Source organism: Pseudoalteromonas sp. A22 (genome assembly GCF_018141345.1).
GTDB lineage: Bacteria > Pseudomonadota > Gammaproteobacteria > Enterobacterales > Alteromonadaceae > Pseudoalteromonas > Pseudoalteromonas maricaloris.
This window is the reverse complement of record NZ_CP047237.1, coordinates 1,085,760-1,106,199: the sequence shown is the minus strand read 5'-3', so window position 1 is coordinate 1,106,199 and position 20,440 is coordinate 1,085,760. Positions and strand designations below refer to the sequence as shown.

Sequence of the window (20,440 nt, the reverse complement as noted above, 5' to 3'; positions counted from 1 at the left end):
CTCGAGTTTGCACATAGTCTCGAGTTAATGTTGAACTTTAATGTGGAGCAATCGTATATTGCTCCACACTAAAATCATTCAGCAGGCCTAGTCATCTAGCTTTACGGCTCCTGCTATCTTATCTATTTTCACCGAGCCTGAACCTGATTCGGTAATGGTCAAGGAGCCGGCATTTACCACACGAATATTTCCAGCGCCGTCTTCTATTTGAACGTGGCCCTTCACTGCTTCGATATCCGTATTGCCCGAACCATCAACGATAGTGACATCGCCTTGGGCGCGACGAACTCGAATATTACCGGATTCATCATCGATTTCAATATTGCGTCCGCCTTCAACAACCAGTGAGCCAGAGCCATCGATGATATCTGCGTTGCCGCTAAAACCGCGAAGGATTAGATCGCCAGACTCATCTTCTATTTTGATATCCGTGCCGCCAATCACATCAATATTACCCGAGCCATCCTCCAACTCTAGTGTATCGACTAATCCCTTTATGGTTATGTCGCCAGAACCATCGTCGATAACAAGTTGCTGGACGTTGGTGATATGGATATTGCCACTGCCGTCATCAATTTCAGCACCTTGAATATCTTCTAAGGTGATATTGCCAGAGCCATCATCTAGTTTGATAAAACCTTTGATATTTTTGATGGCCATATCCCCAGAACTGTCATCAAGTGTTAGCGCAAGTTGGCTTGGCATGGTGATGGTTAAGTCAATTCTAGGGCTATTATTGCGATACCATTGTACACCAGAACTTGTATCTGAGTCGGCCACCAACATAGCAGTGTCACCGGATTTTTCAAGGGTAAGTTGGTAGTTCTCTGCTTCTGTGGTTAACACTGAAGCTTTCACTTGGATCTCTTGTTGGTTATCGTATCCAATGATCTGGATATTACCCGAAGTGGTATTTGCATCAAGTTTGCTGATGTCTGCAGCGTTGAGTTGCAAAGATTTATGGAGTGTTTTGGTTGCGGCTGCGCTTGGAGAGATATGTACGACACAGCCAGATAAAAGGCTAAGTGCAGCTAAACTAGTGAGGAGCTTTTTCATCGTTGTTATTTTCCATAGTGGTGATGACATAAGGTTATCATTCAGCAATAGTTATACCAGAATGAAGTTATAAAAAAATCAATAGATTAAGCAGGTATCGAACCTTAGGGTGGTCAAAATAGCGAAATCAAATAGTGAGTTGAACCAAAAGATTGCAGATATGACTGTCATATGTCTGTAAATCCGACAATGTAGTCTGGTGCTATTGTTTGTTGATTTTTCTAGCAGTGCAATGAAAGACATAACGAAGACAACCGAACTACACGCTGTCAATCCGAAATCATTCGTTGACAGTCACTGTAAACCAGACGCTGCTGTTTTTTTGGGAGTGGGAAGTGCCGCCAGCGCTGCAACTCTTGGGTGCTCTGCCTGTGTATTGACCCATAAAGGTCTACCTTGGTTATTGATAGATTGTGGCTTTGATACGGTGTCGCGTTATAAAAAGCATTTTTCGTCATTACCCGATGCTGTGTTTATCACTCATCTTCATTATGACCATGTTGGTGGATTGGAGCAGCTTTACTTTCAGGCTGCATTAAGTCAGCACCAAATCACGTTATATGCTCCAGCAGAGCTAATCGTTGGGTTGTGTAATATGCTTGCTTACACCGGACTGAGCGAAGGGACTTGCGGCGTATGGCAGGTTTTTCGTTTATTTCCAATCTCAGAAAGCTTTCTTCATCGTGGGCAACGTATACATAGTTATGCCGTTCGTCATCATGAACCCAATAGCGCTTTTTCGTTACATCTCCCAGGTAGCCTGTTTTACAGTGGTGACACCAAAGCTATTCCAGAGCTGCTCCATCACCGCGTCAGTAATGGCGAGGTTATTTTTCATGACTGCGGTCTTGCAAACAATCCCAGTCACTGCTCCCTTAATGAGTTGTTGATGAGCTATCGTGAAGACATCATTAAAAATATTTGGATCTATCACTACCAGCATCAAGAAGATGTTGTGAAGTTCGAACGCGCAGGACTCAAAGCGGCTATCGCTGAGCAGCCGATTGCGCTCTAAGTTTGCGACTGAGAGGTTAAATAGGCTTTTAATTCTCGAACAAACTCGCTGCCGATCTCATGGTGTATCGCTTTTATTTTTTCGGCGCACTCAGTGGTGTTGTTATCAAGTGCTGAATATTCTAACGCCTGTAGATGTTCAGCTAGTACCTCTGCACCCACTGCTTTGGCGGAGGTTTTGAGGTAATGCGCTTCGTCTTTTAACGCTTGAAAGGCACGAGTTTGGTATGCAGTTTTAATTTTTGCGCAACTAGATTTCGATTGTACTAGAAAGTCGGTGTAAAACTTTTTCGCCGTAGCAAAATCATCACCGATTAAATCGATAAGCACCTGAGGGTTGAGGGTTTTACTCATTGTGTAAAGTCCATATCTAACCATTTACCTAAGGTGTTTTTAAGCTCTTGTAATCGCACCGGTTTGCTAACATAGTCATTCATGCCACTATCTAAACAAAGCTCTTTATCCCCTTTCATAGCGGCGCCTGTGACGGCAACAATAGGAATCGCACTGCGCTCTTCACTGGACTCAAATGCGCGAATTAACTTAGTTAATTCATAGCCATCTATCTCTGGCATATGGCAATCCGTCAACAAAAGCTGATATTGCTGGCTTTTATACATCGCCAAGGCCTCTTTGCCGTTATTGGCGATATCACAGGAAACGCCAAGTCTAGAAAGCTGTTTGACGATGAGTTTTTGGTTAAAGGGGTTATCCTCGGCAAGGAGTATATGCTGCTTACCACTCGTATCCGATTCATCATCGGTAGGGCTAGATACTTTATCGTCTAGTGAAAGTAGCGCATCTAGTTCACTGAGATCGTTTAATTCACCTAAATCAGCCTCGTCACTTTGCTGACTTGCTTTAAGTTTACTCAGTAATTGACCGATGGCGTATTGAGTCTGCGGTGCAATTGGTTTTGGTTTTTGTGTGGTTAACGCTGTACTGTTCAAGTTAGCAAACGCCTTTTCATCAAGAAATACTAACTCTGGAATAGGTGAGTGTATTTGCTCTGCAGAGGCTCCGGCTTGCGTTGTGACAACACGAATAAGTGCGGTATCGTCTGTCTCTTTGATTTCATTGGGTGACTCGATGACTTTGAGCTCATTGCAAAAATGCGTGCAGGCATTGTACAACTGAGTCAGCGCCAACGAACTTTGCCAAGGGATATCACTTAACCAAGAGAGCGTATTAAATAGAATATTGGGTTGCTGTTGTGTTCTTGGGCGCCAAATAGGAATGGTAATGGTAAAAGTTGAGCCTTCACCGGATTTGCTTTTTAAGACGACCTTGCCGCCCATTAAGTCAATAAGCTTGCCACATATTGCAAGTCCTAACCCCGTACCACCGTATTTTCTCGTGATAGAGCGTTCGGCTTGTGTAAAGGGGGTAAACAGTTTCTTTTGTACTTCTGGTGCAATGCCAATGCCATTGTCTTCTATCTTAAATATCAAGTGAGATAAGGCTACGCCTTCACATGCCCAGTGCACATTGATGGTGACTTTCGCGCCGCCTTCGCGATCTGCAACGCTAAATTTGATGGCATTGCTGACAACGTTAAAGATAATTTGCCGTACTCTATTTTCATCGCCAATCACTTCTAGCGGTAGTTTTATGTCCTCATGCACCGTTAATTTTACTGATTTGTCTCGCGCGTGGGCTTCGAAGGTTTTGATGATGTTATTGAGCATTTTAGAAGGGGAGAAAGGATAGCTTTCAAGCTCCATTTTCCCTTGCTCAACTTTGGCTAAGTCTAAAATATCATTTAATATTGAGACTAAATTATTGGCTGAAATAGACGCGGTTTCTAAAAGCTCTTGATTGTCTTCATCAAGCTCTGATAGCGCCATGAGATCTAAGGAGCCGATAATGCCATTCATGGGGGTTCTGAGTTCATGGCTCATCATGGACAAAAAGTCTGATTTAGTGCGATTGGCCTGCTCAGCTTTAATAATAGCAGCCTCAAGATCGGCGGTGCGCTCTGCGACGCGTTGCTCTAATTCTTGATTGATGTGCTGGAGTTTTTTCTGGGCAATATATACATCGGTTTGATCGATAACAACGCCGTCAATACGTGCTGGCCGACCCTGCTCATCAAGCCCCACAACACCTTTGGCATACACTACAACAATATCTTTATCGTTGAGCAAGCCGCGATAACGCTGCTCAAAGGTTTCACCTGAGTTTAGCGACGCTTCTAGCGCTTGAGTAACACGTGCTTTATCGTCGGGGTGAAGGCTTGCTTCCCAAAGATGCAAATTGCCAATATCGTCTTCCGAAAGCTTAAAAATTTCATTCGCTTGATGATCCCAATTCCAGATCCATTGATTCGCCACTCGTATTGCTCGCCAAGTGCCTATTTTCCCCGCTTGCATGGCAAGTTCTTTGCTTTCTTCTGCATCATGTAATGCAACTAGCATGTCTTTTTCGTGAGTGCAGTCAGCTAAAATCCCATAAACACTGTGTGTGCGAATACAATACTTAACTTGTTCTCCCTTGAACTCAAACCAATGAATTGTTCCCCTTACTTCAAGCCGGAACTCAAAATGTAGCATAAGACCTTGTTCAATATGGTGAGCGAGTAGCTCGGCAAATAGTGGCTGATCTTCGTGGTAAATCATGCTTTTTAAGGTGTCCCAGTCAAGTTCTGCTGAGGCTGGGAGGCCTATCAATGATTTGAATTTAGGAGAGAAATACGCTGTCTTATTAAGGAGATCGTAGCACCAAACTCCTAGGTTTGCGCTGTTGACGGCGTGGCGCAAAATTCGAGTCTGTTCGTCTTCCAAAGGGTTTTGACAATAATAAGTAGAGAGCTCGGCAATATGTACAAATATTTCGTTGCTGCGAACATCATAAAATGACAGTAAAAATTGTACATTTGGCGATGTGCGAAACGACACTTGTACCAAAGAGCCGTCAGCAATTGTTTTTTGCTGTTCTTCTACGCATAAAGGAAAGATAAATAAGTCTTCAAGGTGCTTATTGATGACGTTATCGACAGGTGCGAACAGTTTTTCCGCAACGGCGGTTGTATGACTGACATACCATTCAGATGTAACAATCAAAATTGGCATACTGTCTTTAAGCGCAGTTAGCATCGTATCCCCCATAATATCCTCATAAAACAATATAGCAGTTCATGATTAACTTGCTGGATTTATAGTCAATCTAGTGAGGTTTAAAAATATGTGTACGTCTTACAGGGATATGTATACGTTCGATTTGGTGGGCCCAGATATAGTAAAACCAAATCAATAATGTGGATAAGGTAAGATGAGAATTTATAATGCAAAGGTGATTTTAGTCACGGGAGCATCCTCAGGCATAGGTAAAGCCACCGCGCTTAAGCTACTTTCTCAAGGTCATATTGTATATGGAGCTGCACGCAGGATGGAAAACATGGCTGAGCTAGTGCAAGCTGGTGGCGTTGCCCTCAAAGTGGATATTACCCACGAAGATGAAGTTGATGCTGCACTACAGACGATTTTTACACGCCATGGCTATGTGGATGTGTTGATAAACAACGCTGGGTTTTCTGTTTATGGTGCGGTGGAAGAAACCAGCCAAGAAGATGTCAGAAAACAATTTGAAGTGAATTTTTTTGCTACAACGTTTCTCACTCAAAAAGTACTGCCAATCATGCGCGAGCGAGGTAAGGGGCACATTATTAATGTTTCCTCTGTGGCAGGCAAAGTATATACACCGTTGGGGGCTTGGTATCATGCTACAAAGCACGCTCTTGAAGGGTGGAGTGACTGTTTAAGAGTAGAGACACAACACCTTGGTTTAAAAGTATCTATCATTGAACCTGGCGCGATTGAGACTGAATTTAGCAACATCATGATGGCACCTATGCTACTTCGCTCTGATAATGGTCCATATCAGGCAATGGCTAAAAACATGGTAGAAGCAACATCGCAGGTGTATAAAGACATTAAAAATACCCGACCAGAGATCATTGCAGATACCATAGCGGTTGCAGTGAATAGTGAAGCCCCAAAGACACGCTACGCGGCCGGAAAATATGCGTTGCTGTTACTTTTTTTACGAAGGTGGCTATCGGATAAATACTTCGATAAATTGATTCTGGAGATGGTTAAGTAAGCAACGACTTAAATTTACAAGATGATAGAGTCCCGTGGCACTGAATAAAGCTGCGGGATTTGCAGAGTTCGATATGACAAAAGCGATTGTAATTAATGATATAGCAGCAGTGCATAAGATGTTTGATCTCGACCCGCCTCGCCATCCTCTGGTGTCGGTGATCCGAGTCGATGACGTATTACTTACCAAGAATATTCCTTATATAAATCAAAGCTATATTATTAACTTATTTCAGATAAGCCTTAAGTCAGGGTTTTGCGATGAATTAACTTATGGCCGAAATAAATATGATTTTAAAGAAGGCACATTGGTATTTACCAAACCAGGTCAACGTATCACAGTTTCTACTGCTGAGAGAAAGGTGGAACCGGGGGGGTGGACACTTTTGTTTCATCCTGACTTGATAAGAAAGTCTGCACTTGGAAAGTGTATAGAGCAATTCAGCTTCTTCTCTTATGATAGTCATGAAGCATTGCATTTGTCAGATGAAGAAAGAAAAAACCTGACTGATTTGGCGGATAAAGTTGAAGTAGAGTACAAGCAGGGCATTGATAGGCACACCCAAACTTTGCTTGTTGCAAACATCGAGCTTATTCTCAATTATTGTGTGCGTTACTATGATCGGCAGTTTTATGTGAGGACAAATACAAACTCTGACGTTGTCGCTCGGCTTGACACATTATTGGATGATTACTTTGGTAAACAAAAGGCGTTAGAGCTAGGGCTTCCCACCGTTGCCTATTGCTCTAGCGTACTTCACATGTCTTCATCCTACCTCAGCGACATGCTAAAACGTGAAATAGGTAAATCGGCACAACAAGTCATTCAAGAGCGCCTTATTGATAGAGCAAAAACCTGCTTGTTAGGTACGGATGAACAAATTAGCCAAGTGGCCTACTCATTGGGATTTGAGTACCCACAGCATTTTAGTAAATTGTTTAAGGCAAAAACAGGGCTTAGTCCACAGCAATACCGCCGCGAGCACTAGTATGTAAGTTGTCCTTAGTACCACGGTGCTTGGAAGCACCAAGTAGAGAAGCGATACTTTTTGTTTACACCGCCTCTACATTGAGTCTTTCTGCGAGTAGCTGGCGCTCAGTATTTAGTCCTCTGTAGTCTCGAAGTCCTGCGAGAAGCGCCCTGATTAATACTGTATCAGGGTTTTCACCTTGTAGTTGAGCCTCCAACAGAGCGATTGTATGGTCTACGATCTCACGCTTTTGTGGTGCAAGCTTTAGCTTTTGGGATTTTTCTTGGAGCTGTAAAAAAGCTTGTTGGACTTTTTGTTCGTGGAGTTGTCGTTTTTTAGCTTCGATCTCTTTTTGGGACGGAAAATCCTGTTCGGTTAACACCGGCAACAGTGTTTGATTTGGTAGCGCTGTACAAATTGAGTCCATGCATGACACCACCCAATTAACCAGCTTTTCAGTGTCGAAATCAATACCTTCGATCACGGGAAGCGAAAGGTAGTTAGCTATAATGCCATCAAGCGTCATCGCGAGATCGGTTTTCCATGGACGAACTTGCTCGCCATAGTTTTCAAGTAAAAAGCCTTCTTGTAGCGTAAGCCACGTCAAGCGAAACTCTTGATAGAACATGATCAAGTTATTTGAAAAGCTCAGTGACTCCTCCTGTAATAAGAGTTGAAACATCGCTTGGTACTGCTTTAAATCTTCGTGCTGGAAGCGGATTTGTTGTTTTAGCTTAGCAATTGGTGTCAATTTATCACTTTCTAATATTGCTCTTATTTTATCTAGCAGATCCGCTGTTTGACGCTCAAAAACGGCTAATAGTAGTTCGTCTTTTGACTTAAAGTGTAGGTAGATAGCACCTTTCGAAATGCCCACTTTATTGGCGATGGTTTGCATGCTAAAGGCACTATCGCCCTCTGCTAAAAGTAACTGCTCCGCGCATGCCAGTATTAATTTCCGCTTATCAGACATAGCTCCTCCTGTTCACATTGCAGTATACAGTCAATTTAAAAATGACCAATAGGTCAGTTTTAAATTGACTAAATTTAAAATGTGGTCAATTATTATGTTGTCTATTCAACGGGAACATCATAATTATGAACAATACATCATCTTTAATACAACTAGTCAGGCGCACGCAGCCAAGTCGCCTACTACTATCAACTCTGGTTTTGTTTACGATTATCTCTAGTGTTTTAGGTTTGTTGGTGCCTTTGCAAACGAAAAAATTACTGGAAGAACTTGGAGAACATGGTCATTTTTCAAATGAACAGATAGTCATATTAATTGTGGTATTAATATTTTCCGCTGTGCTAGCAGGGTTAATGACTTACATCATGGGTAAAATTGGCAATGAGCAAAAGCTTAAATTACGCGGAGACCTTTTTCAGCACCTCATTCGTTTGCCTGTTTCCTTCTTTGATAATACTAGGGCTGGGGAGCCCGCGAATCGTATCGTAAAAGACACTGAAATTATTGAAAACCTCGTGAGCGAGCAGTCTGTGTCTTTTATATCTGGTGTGGTTTCATTATTTGGCTCTTTTATTATTCTATGGTTTTTAGACTGGCAAATGACGCTTGTAATGCTTGGTGCAGTGACGGCTAGTTTTCTGATTATCTTACCGTTTTCCGTGAGGCTAACGGATCTGTCTAAGTCATTACAAGATACTGAAGCCTCTATGCTTGGAAGGTTAACCGAACTGTTTGCCAATATCCGCTTACTAAGAGCACAAGGTGCAGAAAAAATAGAAGCTAAAAAGAATAACAATGAATTGAAGTCACTCTATAAAACTGCAATGTCAGAACATACGCTTTTAGCTACCATGGGCGCATTGGTGAATTTAGTGATCATGGCTTCGATAGTGTTAGTACTAGGATTTGGCGCATCAAGGGTTGCCAACAGTGCGATGACGCTAGGCGCTTTTGTTGCGTTTATCATGTTTTTACTGAACATTGTGTTGCCGATGGGGCAGTTAAGCATGGTGGTAGCCGCGTTTAATAAAGCAAAAGGAGCGGCCGTTCGTATTAATGAGATCTTAGCAACGGCACCAGAAAATGAAAGTGGTCATACAATTAACCTGACTGATAAGTCAATTTATGTTCGCAATTTATCTTTTAGCTATGTTGATGATAAACCGGTATTTAAAAGCTTGAGCTGTGAATTCTTAAGTGGAAAAACGACCGCGATTGTTGGGCCATCAGGAGTTGGTAAGTCTACACTCTTCGCTTTGTTGCAGGGCTTTTATCAGGCGAGGCGTGGTTACATCGAAATTGCTGGGCTTAATGTTGAAGAGCTAGACCGAGCCAATTTGAGAGCGCAAATCGGTTACGTTGCGCAAGAGAGCCCGCTGCTGTGTGGCACCTTATATGAAAACTTGGTATACGGTGCTGATGAAACAATAGATGATGGACAATTACAGCATGCCATCGCCACGGCCGATTTAGCAGAGTTTATAGCGACACTTCCTGATGGGTTGAATACTCGAATTGGTGAGCGTGGCATTACTCTATCTGGCGGACAAAGGCAACGAGTTGCACTGGCGCGAGCACTATTGAAAGACCCAGCATTGCTGCTGTTGGATGAAGCAACGGCAAGCCTTGATTCACAAAGTGAAGCCGCTATTCAAATTGCCCTGAAAAATGCAAAAAAAGGTCGTACTACAATTATCGCTGCGCATCGACTCAGTACGGTTATGGATGCCGATAATATTATCGTCATTAACAAAGGTGAGATTGAATCACAGGGAGACCATCAGTATCTGATGCAACATTCTTCACTTTACCAAAGCCTAGTGAACAAACAGTTTAGCCTTCAAGCTGCAAGCTAATAACTTTGGTTGTGGTCCGTCAGTTGGATAGGTGGAAAGTGGATGAACAGTACTGTCATTGGGTAAATGGTTGTACTAATACTTTTTGATGTTTTTTTAAAATGAGATAGCACTAAAAGTTTAGATGTGATAAAAAGTAATCATATTTAACTAAGTGCTATTTTGGTTTTTGGTTAAAAAGGATTGGTTTTTAGGGAAGACAAATTAATTTTCGTAGGTTTGTTTATGCCCCATAGAGCACCACACACAAGTTCGCATACCTCTATCCCGCTGATTGTAGCGCTAACAAGCGTGTTGTTATTACTGACTTTACTGAGCTTTCCAAGTAAGAGCAAACAGCCTGTAGAAACCAAAGTAGCAATACATAAGAGCGGCGCGATAAAGCATGAAGTCCGCCCGACAGAATAAGAATGAAAAATTCTTAGATGCTTGTAGCTAGCTTGAAGTATCTAGCTCACAGCAATACCTTACACTTTGTAACAGTTCGGGGTTACTAAATTTTATTTATTTAAAACATATGGTTAGTATCTTGAGCTAACACCACCATAAAGTTTCCGTAGGCATTCAGCCTATCATCTTACCTCTATAATTTGCTTATTATTTCTAACTCGGTATAGTTTGACGTCGGCCAGAATAGTAATAATATTGCTCAGTTTATGAGCACGGGACAAATTGGCCTTACTTCTCAGAGGCAGGTATGCAATTAATTCAGTTAAAGTCAGATGACCCACAAGTAGTCGCGGTGTTTTCTGAAATCGATAAGCTTATGAACAGCTTATATCCAATCGCAAGTGCACAGTCTTTATCAATAGAAGAAATTAACCAACCTAACGTGTATGCCGTTGGCTTACAAAATGAAGAGGGCATTGTAGCGTGCGGTGCGATTGTAAAGCAGTTTGATAAAACCTTATACGGTGAAATTAAACGCTTGTACGTAAAACCTAGTTATCGAGGTAAAGGGCTTTCTAAACGTATTATGCAAATTTTGCTTCACTACGCGGGTGAAGCGCAGATCCCACTTATTCGGCTGGAAACCGGTTCTAAGCAAGCCAGTGCGATAAGTCTTTATGAGAGCTTGGGATTTGAGCGATGTGAACGTTTTGGTATGTATCGTGACAACCCGTTAAGTGTCTTTATGGCGTTATCACTGAAATCTTAACCTAGTAAAATAGGGATTGTCGGTATCGGCAGAGATACTGGCAATCTCTGCAAGCACCACAGTGACAGCTTGGCTTTCTTGTTCTAAAACTAAACACTCCTGTTTGTCGATTATGGCCGTGTTTTCGCAGCTGCCATGCACAACTTTACCACCTTTCATCTCAATAGTAACCGCTAGGCGTTTTAGGCACGCCAGTTCGATATAATCATACTGTTGGCAACTGATCATAGGTACGTCCTTATTGAATAAAGCCACCTGCTTGTTCAGGTGGCTTTTCGAACTTGACTTTAGAGAGACTTAATCCCCATATTGTAAAGCGTAAAGCCATAAATATCGGCATACTGTTCAATCGTCTTGCTTATCGGTGTGCCTGCGCCGTGCCCAGCATTGGTTTCGATACGAATAAGCGTCGGATTAGCACCTGTGTGTTTGCTTTGTAGCTCAGCGGCAAACTTATAAGAGTGTGCAGGTACTACGCGGTCATCGTGGTCGCCTGTTGTGATCATGGTTGCTGGATAATTTACACCAGCCTTTACGTTATGCACAGGTGAATACCCTTTCAGGTATTCAAACATCTCTTTGTTGTCTTCCGCCGTACCGTAATCGTAAGCCCAGCCAGCACCAGCAGTAAACGTGTGGTAACGCAGCATATCAAGTACCCCTACCGCAGGTACAGCCACTTTGAATAGGTCTGGACGTTGCAACATCGTCGCACCTACTAACAAACCACCGTTCGAACCGCCGTTAATTGCAAGCTTTTCACTTGAAGTATAATTTTCAGATACTAAGTATTCGCCTGCAGCAATAAAGTCATCAAAGACGTTTTGTTTTTGCATTTGAGTACCAGCTTTGTGCCATTTTTTACCATACTCACCGCCGCCACGTAAGTTTGCTACCGCATAAACACCACCCAGCTCTAACCAAGCTGCACGTGTCGGGCTAAAGTAAGGCTTAAGACTGACATTAAATCCACCGTAACCGTACAACAGAGTTGGGTTGTTACCATCCAATTTCAGCCCTTTTTTATGGGTGATGATCATCGGTACGCGGGTGCCGTCTTTTGAGGTGTAAAAAACTTGCTTAGACACGTAAGCATCTGAATCAAAATCTACTTTATCTGAACTATATAACTCGCTACGCCCTGATTCAGCATCGAAAGCAAAGATAGATCGCGGGGTGTTGTAGTTAGTGAATGAGTAATAAAGTACTTTGTCTTCTTCCTCACCGCTAAAGCCACTCACAGTGCCTACACCTGGAAGCGCAATGTCACGGATCAGTTTACCTGTGAAGTCATATTGTTTTACCAATGAAATTGCATCTTTGATGTAAGTCGCAAATAGGTAACCTGAACCTGTTGAAACCGATAGTACATTGTCGGTTTCTGGGATCACATCTTGCCAGTTTTCTGGTTGTGGCTGTTTCACATTGACTTTAACGATACGACGGTTCGGCGCATCTAAGTTAGTGCTTAAGAACAATGTGTCGCCTTCACTGTGGATCACGCTGGTATCAGAGTTGGTATGATCTAAAATCGTTACCCAATCACTATTTGGCTTGCTTAAGTCACGAATAAATAGCTTGTTACCTGAGGTTGATACCGCAGCAGAGATCACCAAGTATTTTTTATCGTCTGTTACACCACCATAAACATAACGGTGTTTTTGCGCATCAGTAGCACCAAAAATGACCTTGTCTTGATCTTGAGGTGTGCCAATCTTGTGGTAATACACTTTGTGTTGGTCAGTTTTTGCAGAAAGTTCACTGCCCTTAGGTTTGTCATAGCTTGAGTAATAGAAGCCTTCATTACCAAACCAAGAGATACCACTAAACTTCACGTCGACCAGCGTTTCACCGACCTGCTCTTTAGTCTCGGCGTTTAGTACGATCACTTTACGCCAGTCACTCCCACCTTCGGAAATTTGATAAGCCACCAATGAAGCGTCTTTACTAAAACTTAATCCTGCAAGCGATGTTGTGCCATCGTCACTCATGGTATTTGGGTCTAAAAATACTTCAGCCTCACCACCTTCTTTTTGGCGGTACAAAACACTTTGGTTTTGCAATCCATCATTTTTGTAAAAATAAGTATAGTTGCCGTGTTTAAAAGGCTGAGAAACACGCTCGTAATCAAGTAGTTCGGTGAGGCGTTTTTCGATGTCTTTACGATATGGAATCTGCGATAAATATGCTTGAGTAGCCTCGTTTTGTGCTTTTACCCACGCAGCGGTTTCTGCGCTTTTATCGTCTTCTAACCAGCGATATGGATCTGCCACTTGCGTACCGAAGTAGTTGTCTATCACTGTGCCTGTTTTAGTGATTGGATATTTCACAGATTGCGTCAATGCCGCATTATTAGATTGTTCATTTTCGGTATTAACACATCCGACAAGCGCAAGAGCAATGGCTCCAGCTAGTATCTTCTTTATCATTGTGGGGATTCCTATTGGTTCTTATTAGCTACTATCTCGCCGTAGTTTCTTGCATCTTACTCAGTAATAAAACTTTTCGATACGGCATTTTTTGTTAAGCATTTATCAGTGTTGGACATGATTACGCTACTAGAATTGCTGTGGATTGTAGTGAAGCCGGTGTATTTGTCTACAAATTGTAGACAAATACACGAGTAAGAAGGTTAAATTGAAGTTGATTTGGCGTAATTATTATTGCCTTTGCATAAATATTGTGACTTCAGCCATTACAATACCGAACTTTTCAATATAGGAACGATTCATGAGAGTGGTTTGATCAAAAGACCACATCCAATCATCAAAGTGTACTTCGTAGCTGGTGTCGTCAACGGGTAAGTCCATTCTATACTGCCAATTCATCGCATTGCCGAAGGTTTCGCCTGATGCTGAGTTGAGGATATCGTCGGCGCGGCCGGTATATTTATTGCCTGCAGCTTTTGTAATAGTCCAAACTCGCGTTTGAGCCCCGTCGCCGAGCAAATAGTTGAAGGACTCATCTAAAATAAGTTCAGACTTGTTGTTAATAGAGCCCTTGATATCGACAGTAAACTGTTGAACTAAGTTGCCATCTCTGTCTTGGACTATTCCCCACGCTTTTACATCACCAACAAAAAACTCGTAGGGGTCAAATTGCGGTTTAAGTGTAGCGTACTTTTTACCGTCAATCCCGGAGCTGCAAGCCGACAATAAAAGTAAGGTGAGTACTGCAAGAGTGATGCGCATTGTTTTCTCCTTAGGCTTGATGCCTCTTTGAGTGCTATTGCTTCTATTATGTCTTGTTGAACAAAATATTGATGTTGAAATTGAGGGAAAAGGAGCATTAATTATTCTCATTTCAGGCCCAAAAGTTCAGCTCGCATGGCAGGTTCGGAGGTTTTTTCACCGAGCCAAATATTGAAAAAGCGGGTCGTAAATTCTGAATCTTTCACTTCGCCAATAAGCTTTTTATCTTGGTAAAACTGCGTAGTTCCCTCGGGTGTTCTTACGCCAAATAGCATTGTGCCTTTAGAGACATTGGGAAAAATTTTTTCCATTTCTGCCAGCCATTGCTCACCTTGACTTGAGTTAGTAAACCCTTGTTTCTCTATCTCTTTCAGTGATCGTTTTGCTATCTCTTTGCCGTCTAGCTCGCGTAAATATCTTAATGCCAACACAAAAGGCTGATCTTGAGAGTAGACTCCTTGGTGAGCATAAAGGCTGGCATCATAAACATCCCAAAACAAATAGGTCATTCGACTTGTTTTGCCGACTTGTTGAGGGTTTTCTATAAATTGATTTACAAGAGTACTGGTGCTTGCGAAACCCAGAGTGCTGAATAGCAACATCAAAAAGGCAAAGATGACCCTTTGCATACTAACCTCGTCCTATAATAAAAATCAGTTGGCTTGTTATACGAACGAGCTGGAGAGTTTGTTCACTTTGCTGCTGCCTGAAAGGTGCTGTCATCCCCCTTTACAATTTGTTAAGCTGACTAAAACCTACATACAGGAGCCATTATGAGCCTTTCAATTCGCCCAGCAGAAGTAGCTGATGCCGCGACGATACTGCACTTTATCAACGAACTTGCAATTTATGAGAAAGAGCCAGATGCAGTGCTCAATACCGTGGAAGAAATAGAACAGAAACTGTTTGGTAAAGAAGCCAGAGCACACAGCGTTATTTGTGAACTAGATGGCGAAGCAATCGGGTTTGCAGTGTATTTCTTTAATTATTCTACTTGGCTTGGCAAGCACGGTCTTTATCTTGAAGACTTATATGTATCACAAGATAAGCGCGGTGTTGGTGCAGGTAAAGGGATCATGAAATATCTCGCAAGACTTGCACTACAAAAGGATTGCGGTCGCTTTGAGTGGGTGGTACTTGACTGGAACAAACCATCAATCGACTTTTATGAAAGCATCGGTGCTAAAGCACAAAACGAGTGGATTATTTATCGCCTAACAGGACAGGAACTCATCGATTTTGCTGAGCAAGTATAGTGAAGTTTATTAGTCTGTTGGCTATACATTATTTCAAGAGAAACCCCCGATCTTTAACAATTGAGCCGAGTAAACATACGTAGAATTTGTACCCAATATTTTTGGTGAATATTGTAAGTGTGATTTTTATTAATAGAAACAATGATATATTTTTAGAGTGTTCCCCGTACGCACGGGGCTAAACCGTAATGTTCGTTTACAGTGAGGAGCACAGAGCGGTGTTCCCCGTACGCACGGGGCTAAACCGTAACCTAATAATTTTTGTTTACTTGCTGACAGGTGTTCCCCGTACGCACGGGGCTAAACCGATTTTAACGACGACAGAGACCTTTGACTTTGCGTGTTCCCCGTACGCACGGGGCTAAACCGTAATATGGATGATGAATATCATTAACCCTAGAGTGTTCCCCGTACGCACGGGGCTAAACCGACTAGAGGTTTGTTGATTGGATTATATAAAAAGTGTTCCCCGTACGCACGGGGCTAAACCGACGGAGTAAAAACCATGACTGTAAAAGTGATGGTGTTCCCCGTACGCACGGGGCTAAACCGGCTTCATCGTCCATCGCTGTTGTGCCTGCATCAGTGTTCCCCGCAGACGCGGGGCTAAACCGCGCCAGCGCTTTTCATTCCCCGGTAGGCGTTCGTGTTCCCCGCAGACGCGGGGCTAAACCGGGTTTTGATGTAATACTGCCTTTCACATCGCCGTGTTCCCCGCAGACGCGGGGCTAGCTAATAGGACATTTCGGTAGGAAGAAGGTGGTGGATAGCTTGGCTGGAATTGGTGGCAGGGTGAGACTCGAACTCACATCATATCTAAACTGCATATAACCGTTACCCATTGGAAACACTGCCGCCAAAGTTGATTATTAATCTACCATCAAAAAAATGCTAGCGTGATCTCACTGTCAGTTTGTCTCAGGTCAATGACTTACTTTATTTGTTTTGATACATTTATTTTACGAAAATTTTACCAGAGTGTTTTATGCAGGCTAAGGAAGAGCTGTATGTTAGATATATTGAAGCGGTATTGTTTTGGCAGGGAGAAATCCAGACCGGTACTTTCCAGAGTAAATTTAAGCTTTCACGGCCCAGCGCGCGACGTTATGTCACCGACTTTATTGAACGCTATAATATTGCCGCAAGCTACAATGAGTCTGAGAAAGCTTATATGCTGGCAAGCCCCTTTACACCTAACTACATCTCTCAGGATTTTACTGAGTATACTAGTCTCACCGGGGAACAGTACGTCCACAACTTGAGTTCCTCCACCATCACCGCGCTGGTATTACCACACAGAAAGCTCAATCCAACCATTTTGCGGCCCATACTGAATGCCTGTCGGCGACAAAGCGTGCTGGATATTCGCTATCAGTCAATAAAAGAAGGTGGCGAAACCGAGCGCGTGATCCGCCCTCATACCTTAATCAACTCTGGGCTGCGTTACCACCTGAGAGTCTACTGTGAACATGCAGGAGGCTTCAGGGATTTCTCATTATCGCGCATCGTCTCTGCCTCACCAGAATTTATCAGCAAAGCACAAAAGTACAAAAAAGACGACGAAGCCTGGCAGCAGGAAGTCACTTTGACCATTATCCCCGACCCAAGACTCAGTGAGTACGCCCAGCAAGTTATCGCCCACGACTTTGATATGCACAACCACCAAAAGCAGATAAAAACCAACGCTACATTGATCAATTACCTGATCAGCATTTTGAGGCTGGATGTTCAGCATCCACACCCGGAAGCGCAGCAAATTGTGATGAAACCGTCCTGCTATAGAGAGCTGAGAGCCAAAAGGTTGTTATGGAACAGCTAAACAAACGCACCAGACCGGGTAATTTCTTTACTGGTTGTAATCGCAGGATTGTCGGTATTTTATTTGCGTCGTAAGCTGAGTGTATTGAAAGCAAGGAAGTAACAGTGTGAGTGATTTTAACAACGACATTTTTCAGTTTTGGGGTAAGGCCGACGAGCATAAGATTCTTCCTGCAGTGTGTCACATGTTAGACGTGGCCTTTGTGGCCCGGGCTATTATCCTCAAGCTGGCAGCTCAGGAGCGGGCTATCTTACTAAAGCCGTTTTTATCTATTGAAGGCGTTGATGAGGATACCGCGATTGCTATGGTAGTGCTGCTTATTGCCCTGCATGATATTGGCAAGATCACACCTGGGTTTCAGTATAAGTTGCAGGATCGGGTAAAGGATTTGTTCGACATTAACACATTCAAGGTGTGTGAAGACGCGGAGACCAAACATGGCAATTCAGGATTTGTTATTTTACATGACTACTTTTGTGGACAGTATGGTGTAGATAAAAATGTTGCGAGAGTAATATTTTCTGCGGTTGCCAGTCATCATGGTGTATTTGTAGCAAATAAAAAGCAATGTGGTTTGTGCGGCAATGAGCAATGGAGCGAAGTGCAGAGCAATGCGATAGAATGGTTAGCCGATTACTTTTCCATTGACCTTTATCTATTTAACCAGCTTGCAGCACAAACCTTAACACCAGCTTGGTACTCTTATATGGCTGGGCTGTGTTCGGTTGCTGATTGGATTGGTTCAGATGAATCAAAGTTTAGGTATTGTACAGCCATTGACTACAATGCTGTGCAAAGAATGGATACTGCAAATGCGCTTGTGAGCTTATTAAACATCAAGCATGTCATAGCTTCAAATAACAAGGCAAATTTCGTAGATGTTTTTGGTTTTAAGCCTAATGCTTTGCAATTAAAGGTATTAGAGCTTGTCAAGCTTAATGAGCTGCCCTGGCTTTCGATTATTGAAAGCGGTATGGGGAGTGGTAAAACAGAAGCGGCGCAGGTTTTAGCCGATCATTTCATTCGCCACCTAGGCCACTCGGGTTTGTATGTGGCCATGCCATCACAAGCGACAGCAAATCAGTTATTCAAACGGACTTTAAGGTTACTCAAAAAAGATGTGCTTGGGTATCAGAACATAGAAACCCACTTAAAACACAGCAACGCAGATTTTGAGCCGCAATATGAAGCATTAAAATTAAAAAGCATCGACTATCAGCACCAACAAAACACCACTCCCTCAGTGGTAGCAAATCAATGGTTCACATCAAAAAAACATGGCTTACTGGCTGGTGCATGTGTGGGGACTATTGACCAGTTGCTAATGGCTGCAATGCGCTATAAGCATAATTTTGTCAGATTATTTGGGCTCTCAAATAAAGTTCTGATACTGGACGAGGTGCATTCATTACAGAGTTTTCAGCTAGATTTGCTTAAAAATACATTGCATTGGATGGCCAAGCTTAATGTCAGAGTTATCATTCTTTCTGCAACTTTGCCCCGAACTATGTTGGTTGAGCTGGTTCAGGCGTATGGGCAAGCATCTGAAACAGAAATTGAAGTAGAAGATAAACCCTACCCAAGGATCACCACATACAGCTCAGGTGCTCTGGCGAAGTCTCAGACAATTATTGAAACTGAGTGTGATAGTAAAAAAGAAGACTTAACCAGCCCTCCCGGAACCTACAAGATAAAGCTGCACTCAACGTCTCCAAAGTTGTGTATCAGTAATATGGCAAATGATGTTCTAACAACAGCCAATAAAGCAGGTTGTGGTGTGTTTGTTTGTATTTTGAATACTGTTGATAAAGTTCAGGAAATGTCCCGGCTCATTGCAAGATATTGCAGCGAAAGTGATGGTCGAGTTGAGTATCTAACTTTTCATGCAAAGTATCCATTAGCCACACGTTTGTCCATTGAGGAGATGATTGAATATCAGGTTGGCAAACATCCTGCGGACCATCGTAGCATCAACCCTAACCGACCAGTAAAGAATAAATGTTTGATTCTAATAGGGAGTCAGGTCCTGGAACAAAGTTTGGATTATGATGCATGCGAGATGTTTACCCAAATTGCACCAATTGATCTGCTCTTGCAAAGAGTTGGCCGTGTTTGGCGTCATCAAATTAATAACACTGCTCGCTCTAAGTTTATCAAAACACCCACGTTAAATATCTACCTGCCATCAATGGATAAAATTCCCGAGGACTATGGAGAATGGTTTGGTCACGGTGAAGTGTTTATCTACCCCTCACATCTACTGGCTGTAACAACTCGCTTGCTTTGGGAGAAGAATGAGCCAGTTGGTGGGGGCGGCTTTGACATTAATATTAATAGCGATATGGATTCATGGATCAATAAAGTCTATGCCGATGTCGACCAACAAATAACCTGGCTCGAGCAGGAATACGACAAGGCATTTGAATTCAGGCTGGATAAGCGGACGCAATATACTTTGGCTAAAGAGATGATGTTTGATGCGGATAAGTCGAGCGTCAGGGCTCTATTAAAGTACACGAATAGTGAAATTGAAAACGATGACATTGTCCTCAGTACACGTTTAACCAGTGTCAGCGTTCAATTGATTTTTCTTGTTGATAACGGAGAAAGTGTGCTTGTTCCGGTCACAGAGTTTTCGCCCTATACACAAAATGTGCAAGCGTTTAACCAAGGGGCAAAGGAATATGCAGAATCAGAAGCGATTGATTGGCAAGCTGGAGAAAGGCTTAAAAAAGCAGATATTGCTCGTTTAAAGCAGGCACAAATATCACTGAGCCACGCCAAGTGGGTGGCGCACTTTAAGGAGCAAGAAGAGTGCTGGCCGTTTGGTTTTATTGCTAAAGAAACCTGGCGACGTTCGCCAACACTGTTTAACTGTATTCCAGTTGTGTTGGGTCAAGACTTATCTTACTCCAATAGTGAGTTGGGAGTGCTCAGGTTAGATCCTAAATTTGGGCTTAAAGTGGATAGAAGAAAAGTTTAAAAGTGGAGTTTCCGGTTTTGTTAAAAGTGGCAGTAACACTGCGAAGCTTTGTCCAAAATTAA

Annotated in this window: 16 protein-coding genes and 1 CRISPR repeat array; of the genes, 8 read left to right on the top strand and 8 right to left on the bottom strand. The window is 42.6% G+C overall.

The genetic code is table 11. From position 1 onward, the window contains the following. Positions 1–87: 87 nt before the first annotated feature. Complete coding sequence (locus GSF04_RS04460) at positions 88–1,086, bottom strand: DUF4097 domain-containing protein (RefSeq protein ID WP_249122340.1); 999 nt, start codon at positions 1,084–1,086, stop codon at positions 88–90. A 202-nt stretch (positions 1,087–1,288) separates the two neighbouring features. Here GSF04_RS04460 and GSF04_RS04455 point away from each other — a divergent pair, with 202 nt between their 5' ends. Then, on the top strand, positions 1,289–2,071 hold the full coding sequence (locus GSF04_RS04455; protein WP_211856834.1) for an MBL fold metallo-hydrolase: 783 nt from the start codon (positions 1,289–1,291) through the stop codon (positions 2,069–2,071). On the opposite strand, the gene GSF04_RS04450 is transcribed toward GSF04_RS04455, so the two are convergent. After that, entirely contained in the window at positions 2,068–2,424 is a 357-nt protein-coding gene (locus GSF04_RS04450) for an Hpt domain-containing protein (protein WP_039496183.1), read from the bottom strand. The genes GSF04_RS04455 and GSF04_RS04450 overlap by 4 nt on opposite strands. After that, positions 2,421–5,165 carry an ATP-binding protein gene (locus tag GSF04_RS04445; RefSeq protein WP_211856833.1) on the bottom strand — a complete coding sequence of 915 codons (2,745 nt, stop codon included), beginning with the start codon at positions 5,163–5,165 and terminating at the stop codon, positions 2,421–2,423. Before GSF04_RS04445 ends, GSF04_RS04450 begins: the two co-directional genes overlap by 4 nt. Before the next feature lie 175 nt (positions 5,166–5,340). Here GSF04_RS04445 and GSF04_RS04440 point away from each other — a divergent pair, with 175 nt between their 5' ends. Both GSF04_RS04440 and GSF04_RS04435 read left to right on the top strand, forming a co-directional pair. Then, entirely contained in the window at positions 5,341–6,171 is an 831-nt protein-coding gene (locus tag GSF04_RS04440) for an oxidoreductase (RefSeq protein WP_211856832.1), read from the top strand. A 34-nt stretch (positions 6,172–6,205) separates the two neighbouring features. Further along, positions 6,206–7,159, top strand: a complete 954-nt coding sequence (locus GSF04_RS04435; RefSeq protein ID WP_211856829.1) for a helix-turn-helix domain-containing protein — start codon at positions 6,206–6,208, stop codon at positions 7,157–7,159. A gap of 64 nt (positions 7,160–7,223) precedes the next feature. On the opposite strand, the gene GSF04_RS04430 is transcribed toward GSF04_RS04435, so the two are convergent. Beyond that, the gene (locus GSF04_RS04430; protein WP_069018700.1) at positions 7,224–8,114 is read right to left on the bottom strand and encodes a TetR/AcrR family transcriptional regulator; all 891 of its coding nucleotides are present in this window, start codon (positions 8,112–8,114) and stop codon (positions 7,224–7,226) included. A gap of 125 nt (positions 8,115–8,239) precedes the next feature. Between GSF04_RS04430 and GSF04_RS04425 the strand changes: the two genes are divergently transcribed. Continuing rightward, positions 8,240–9,970 (top strand): ABC transporter ATP-binding protein, encoded by a 1,731-nt coding sequence (locus tag GSF04_RS04425; protein ID WP_211856827.1) that lies wholly within the window; start codon positions 8,240–8,242, stop codon positions 9,968–9,970. 697 nt (positions 9,971–10,667) lie between these two features. Next, positions 10,668–11,129 (top strand): GNAT family N-acetyltransferase, encoded by a 462-nt coding sequence (locus tag GSF04_RS04420; protein ID WP_010603965.1) that lies wholly within the window; start codon positions 10,668–10,670, stop codon positions 11,127–11,129. Here the strand turns inward: GSF04_RS04420 and GSF04_RS04415 are convergent. The 4 genes from GSF04_RS04415 to GSF04_RS04400 all read right to left on the bottom strand — a co-directional run bounded on the left by GSF04_RS04415 (position 11,115) and on the right by GSF04_RS04400 (position 14,949). Continuing rightward, entirely contained in the window at positions 11,115–11,357 is a 243-nt protein-coding gene (locus tag GSF04_RS04415; RefSeq protein ID WP_211856825.1) for a Rho-binding antiterminator, read from the bottom strand. The genes GSF04_RS04420 and GSF04_RS04415 overlap by 15 nt on opposite strands. A gap of 59 nt (positions 11,358–11,416) precedes the next feature. Beyond that, on the bottom strand, positions 11,417–13,558 hold the full coding sequence (locus GSF04_RS04410) for a prolyl oligopeptidase family serine peptidase (RefSeq protein WP_211856824.1): 2,142 nt from the start codon (positions 13,556–13,558) through the stop codon (positions 11,417–11,419). A 231-nt stretch (positions 13,559–13,789) separates the two neighbouring features. After that, positions 13,790–14,320: a DUF3833 domain-containing protein gene (locus tag GSF04_RS04405; RefSeq protein ID WP_211856823.1), complete on the bottom strand. Its 531-nt coding sequence runs from the start codon at positions 14,318–14,320 to the stop codon at positions 13,790–13,792. Between the two features lie 107 nt (positions 14,321–14,427). Continuing rightward, positions 14,428–14,949, bottom strand: coding sequence for a chalcone isomerase family protein (locus GSF04_RS04400; protein WP_211856822.1), 522 nt, complete (start codon positions 14,947–14,949; stop codon positions 14,428–14,430). A 144-nt stretch (positions 14,950–15,093) separates the two neighbouring features. Here GSF04_RS04400 and GSF04_RS04395 point away from each other — a divergent pair, with 144 nt between their 5' ends. The 3 genes from GSF04_RS04395 (at position 15,094) to cas3 (ending at position 20,378) form a co-directional block, all read left to right on the top strand. Next, positions 15,094–15,576 (top strand): GNAT family N-acetyltransferase, encoded by a 483-nt coding sequence (locus GSF04_RS04395; RefSeq protein ID WP_010603960.1) that lies wholly within the window; start codon positions 15,094–15,096, stop codon positions 15,574–15,576. A 157-nt stretch (positions 15,577–15,733) separates the two neighbouring features. Beyond that, a CRISPR array of direct repeats spans positions 15,734–16,307; the repeat unit is 29 nt; unit sequence GTGTTCCCCGTACGCACGGGGCTAAACCG. 254 nt (positions 16,308–16,561) lie between these two features. Then, positions 16,562–17,395 carry a WYL domain-containing protein gene (locus tag GSF04_RS04390; RefSeq protein ID WP_211856821.1) on the top strand — a complete coding sequence of 278 codons (834 nt, stop codon included), beginning with the start codon at positions 16,562–16,564 and terminating at the stop codon, positions 17,393–17,395. 106 nt (positions 17,396–17,501) lie between these two features. Beyond that, positions 17,502–20,378 (top strand): CRISPR-associated helicase Cas3', encoded by a 2,877-nt coding sequence (gene cas3, locus GSF04_RS04385; protein ID WP_211856820.1) that lies wholly within the window; start codon positions 17,502–17,504, stop codon positions 20,376–20,378. The last annotated feature ends 62 nt before the right edge of the window (positions 20,379–20,440 follow it).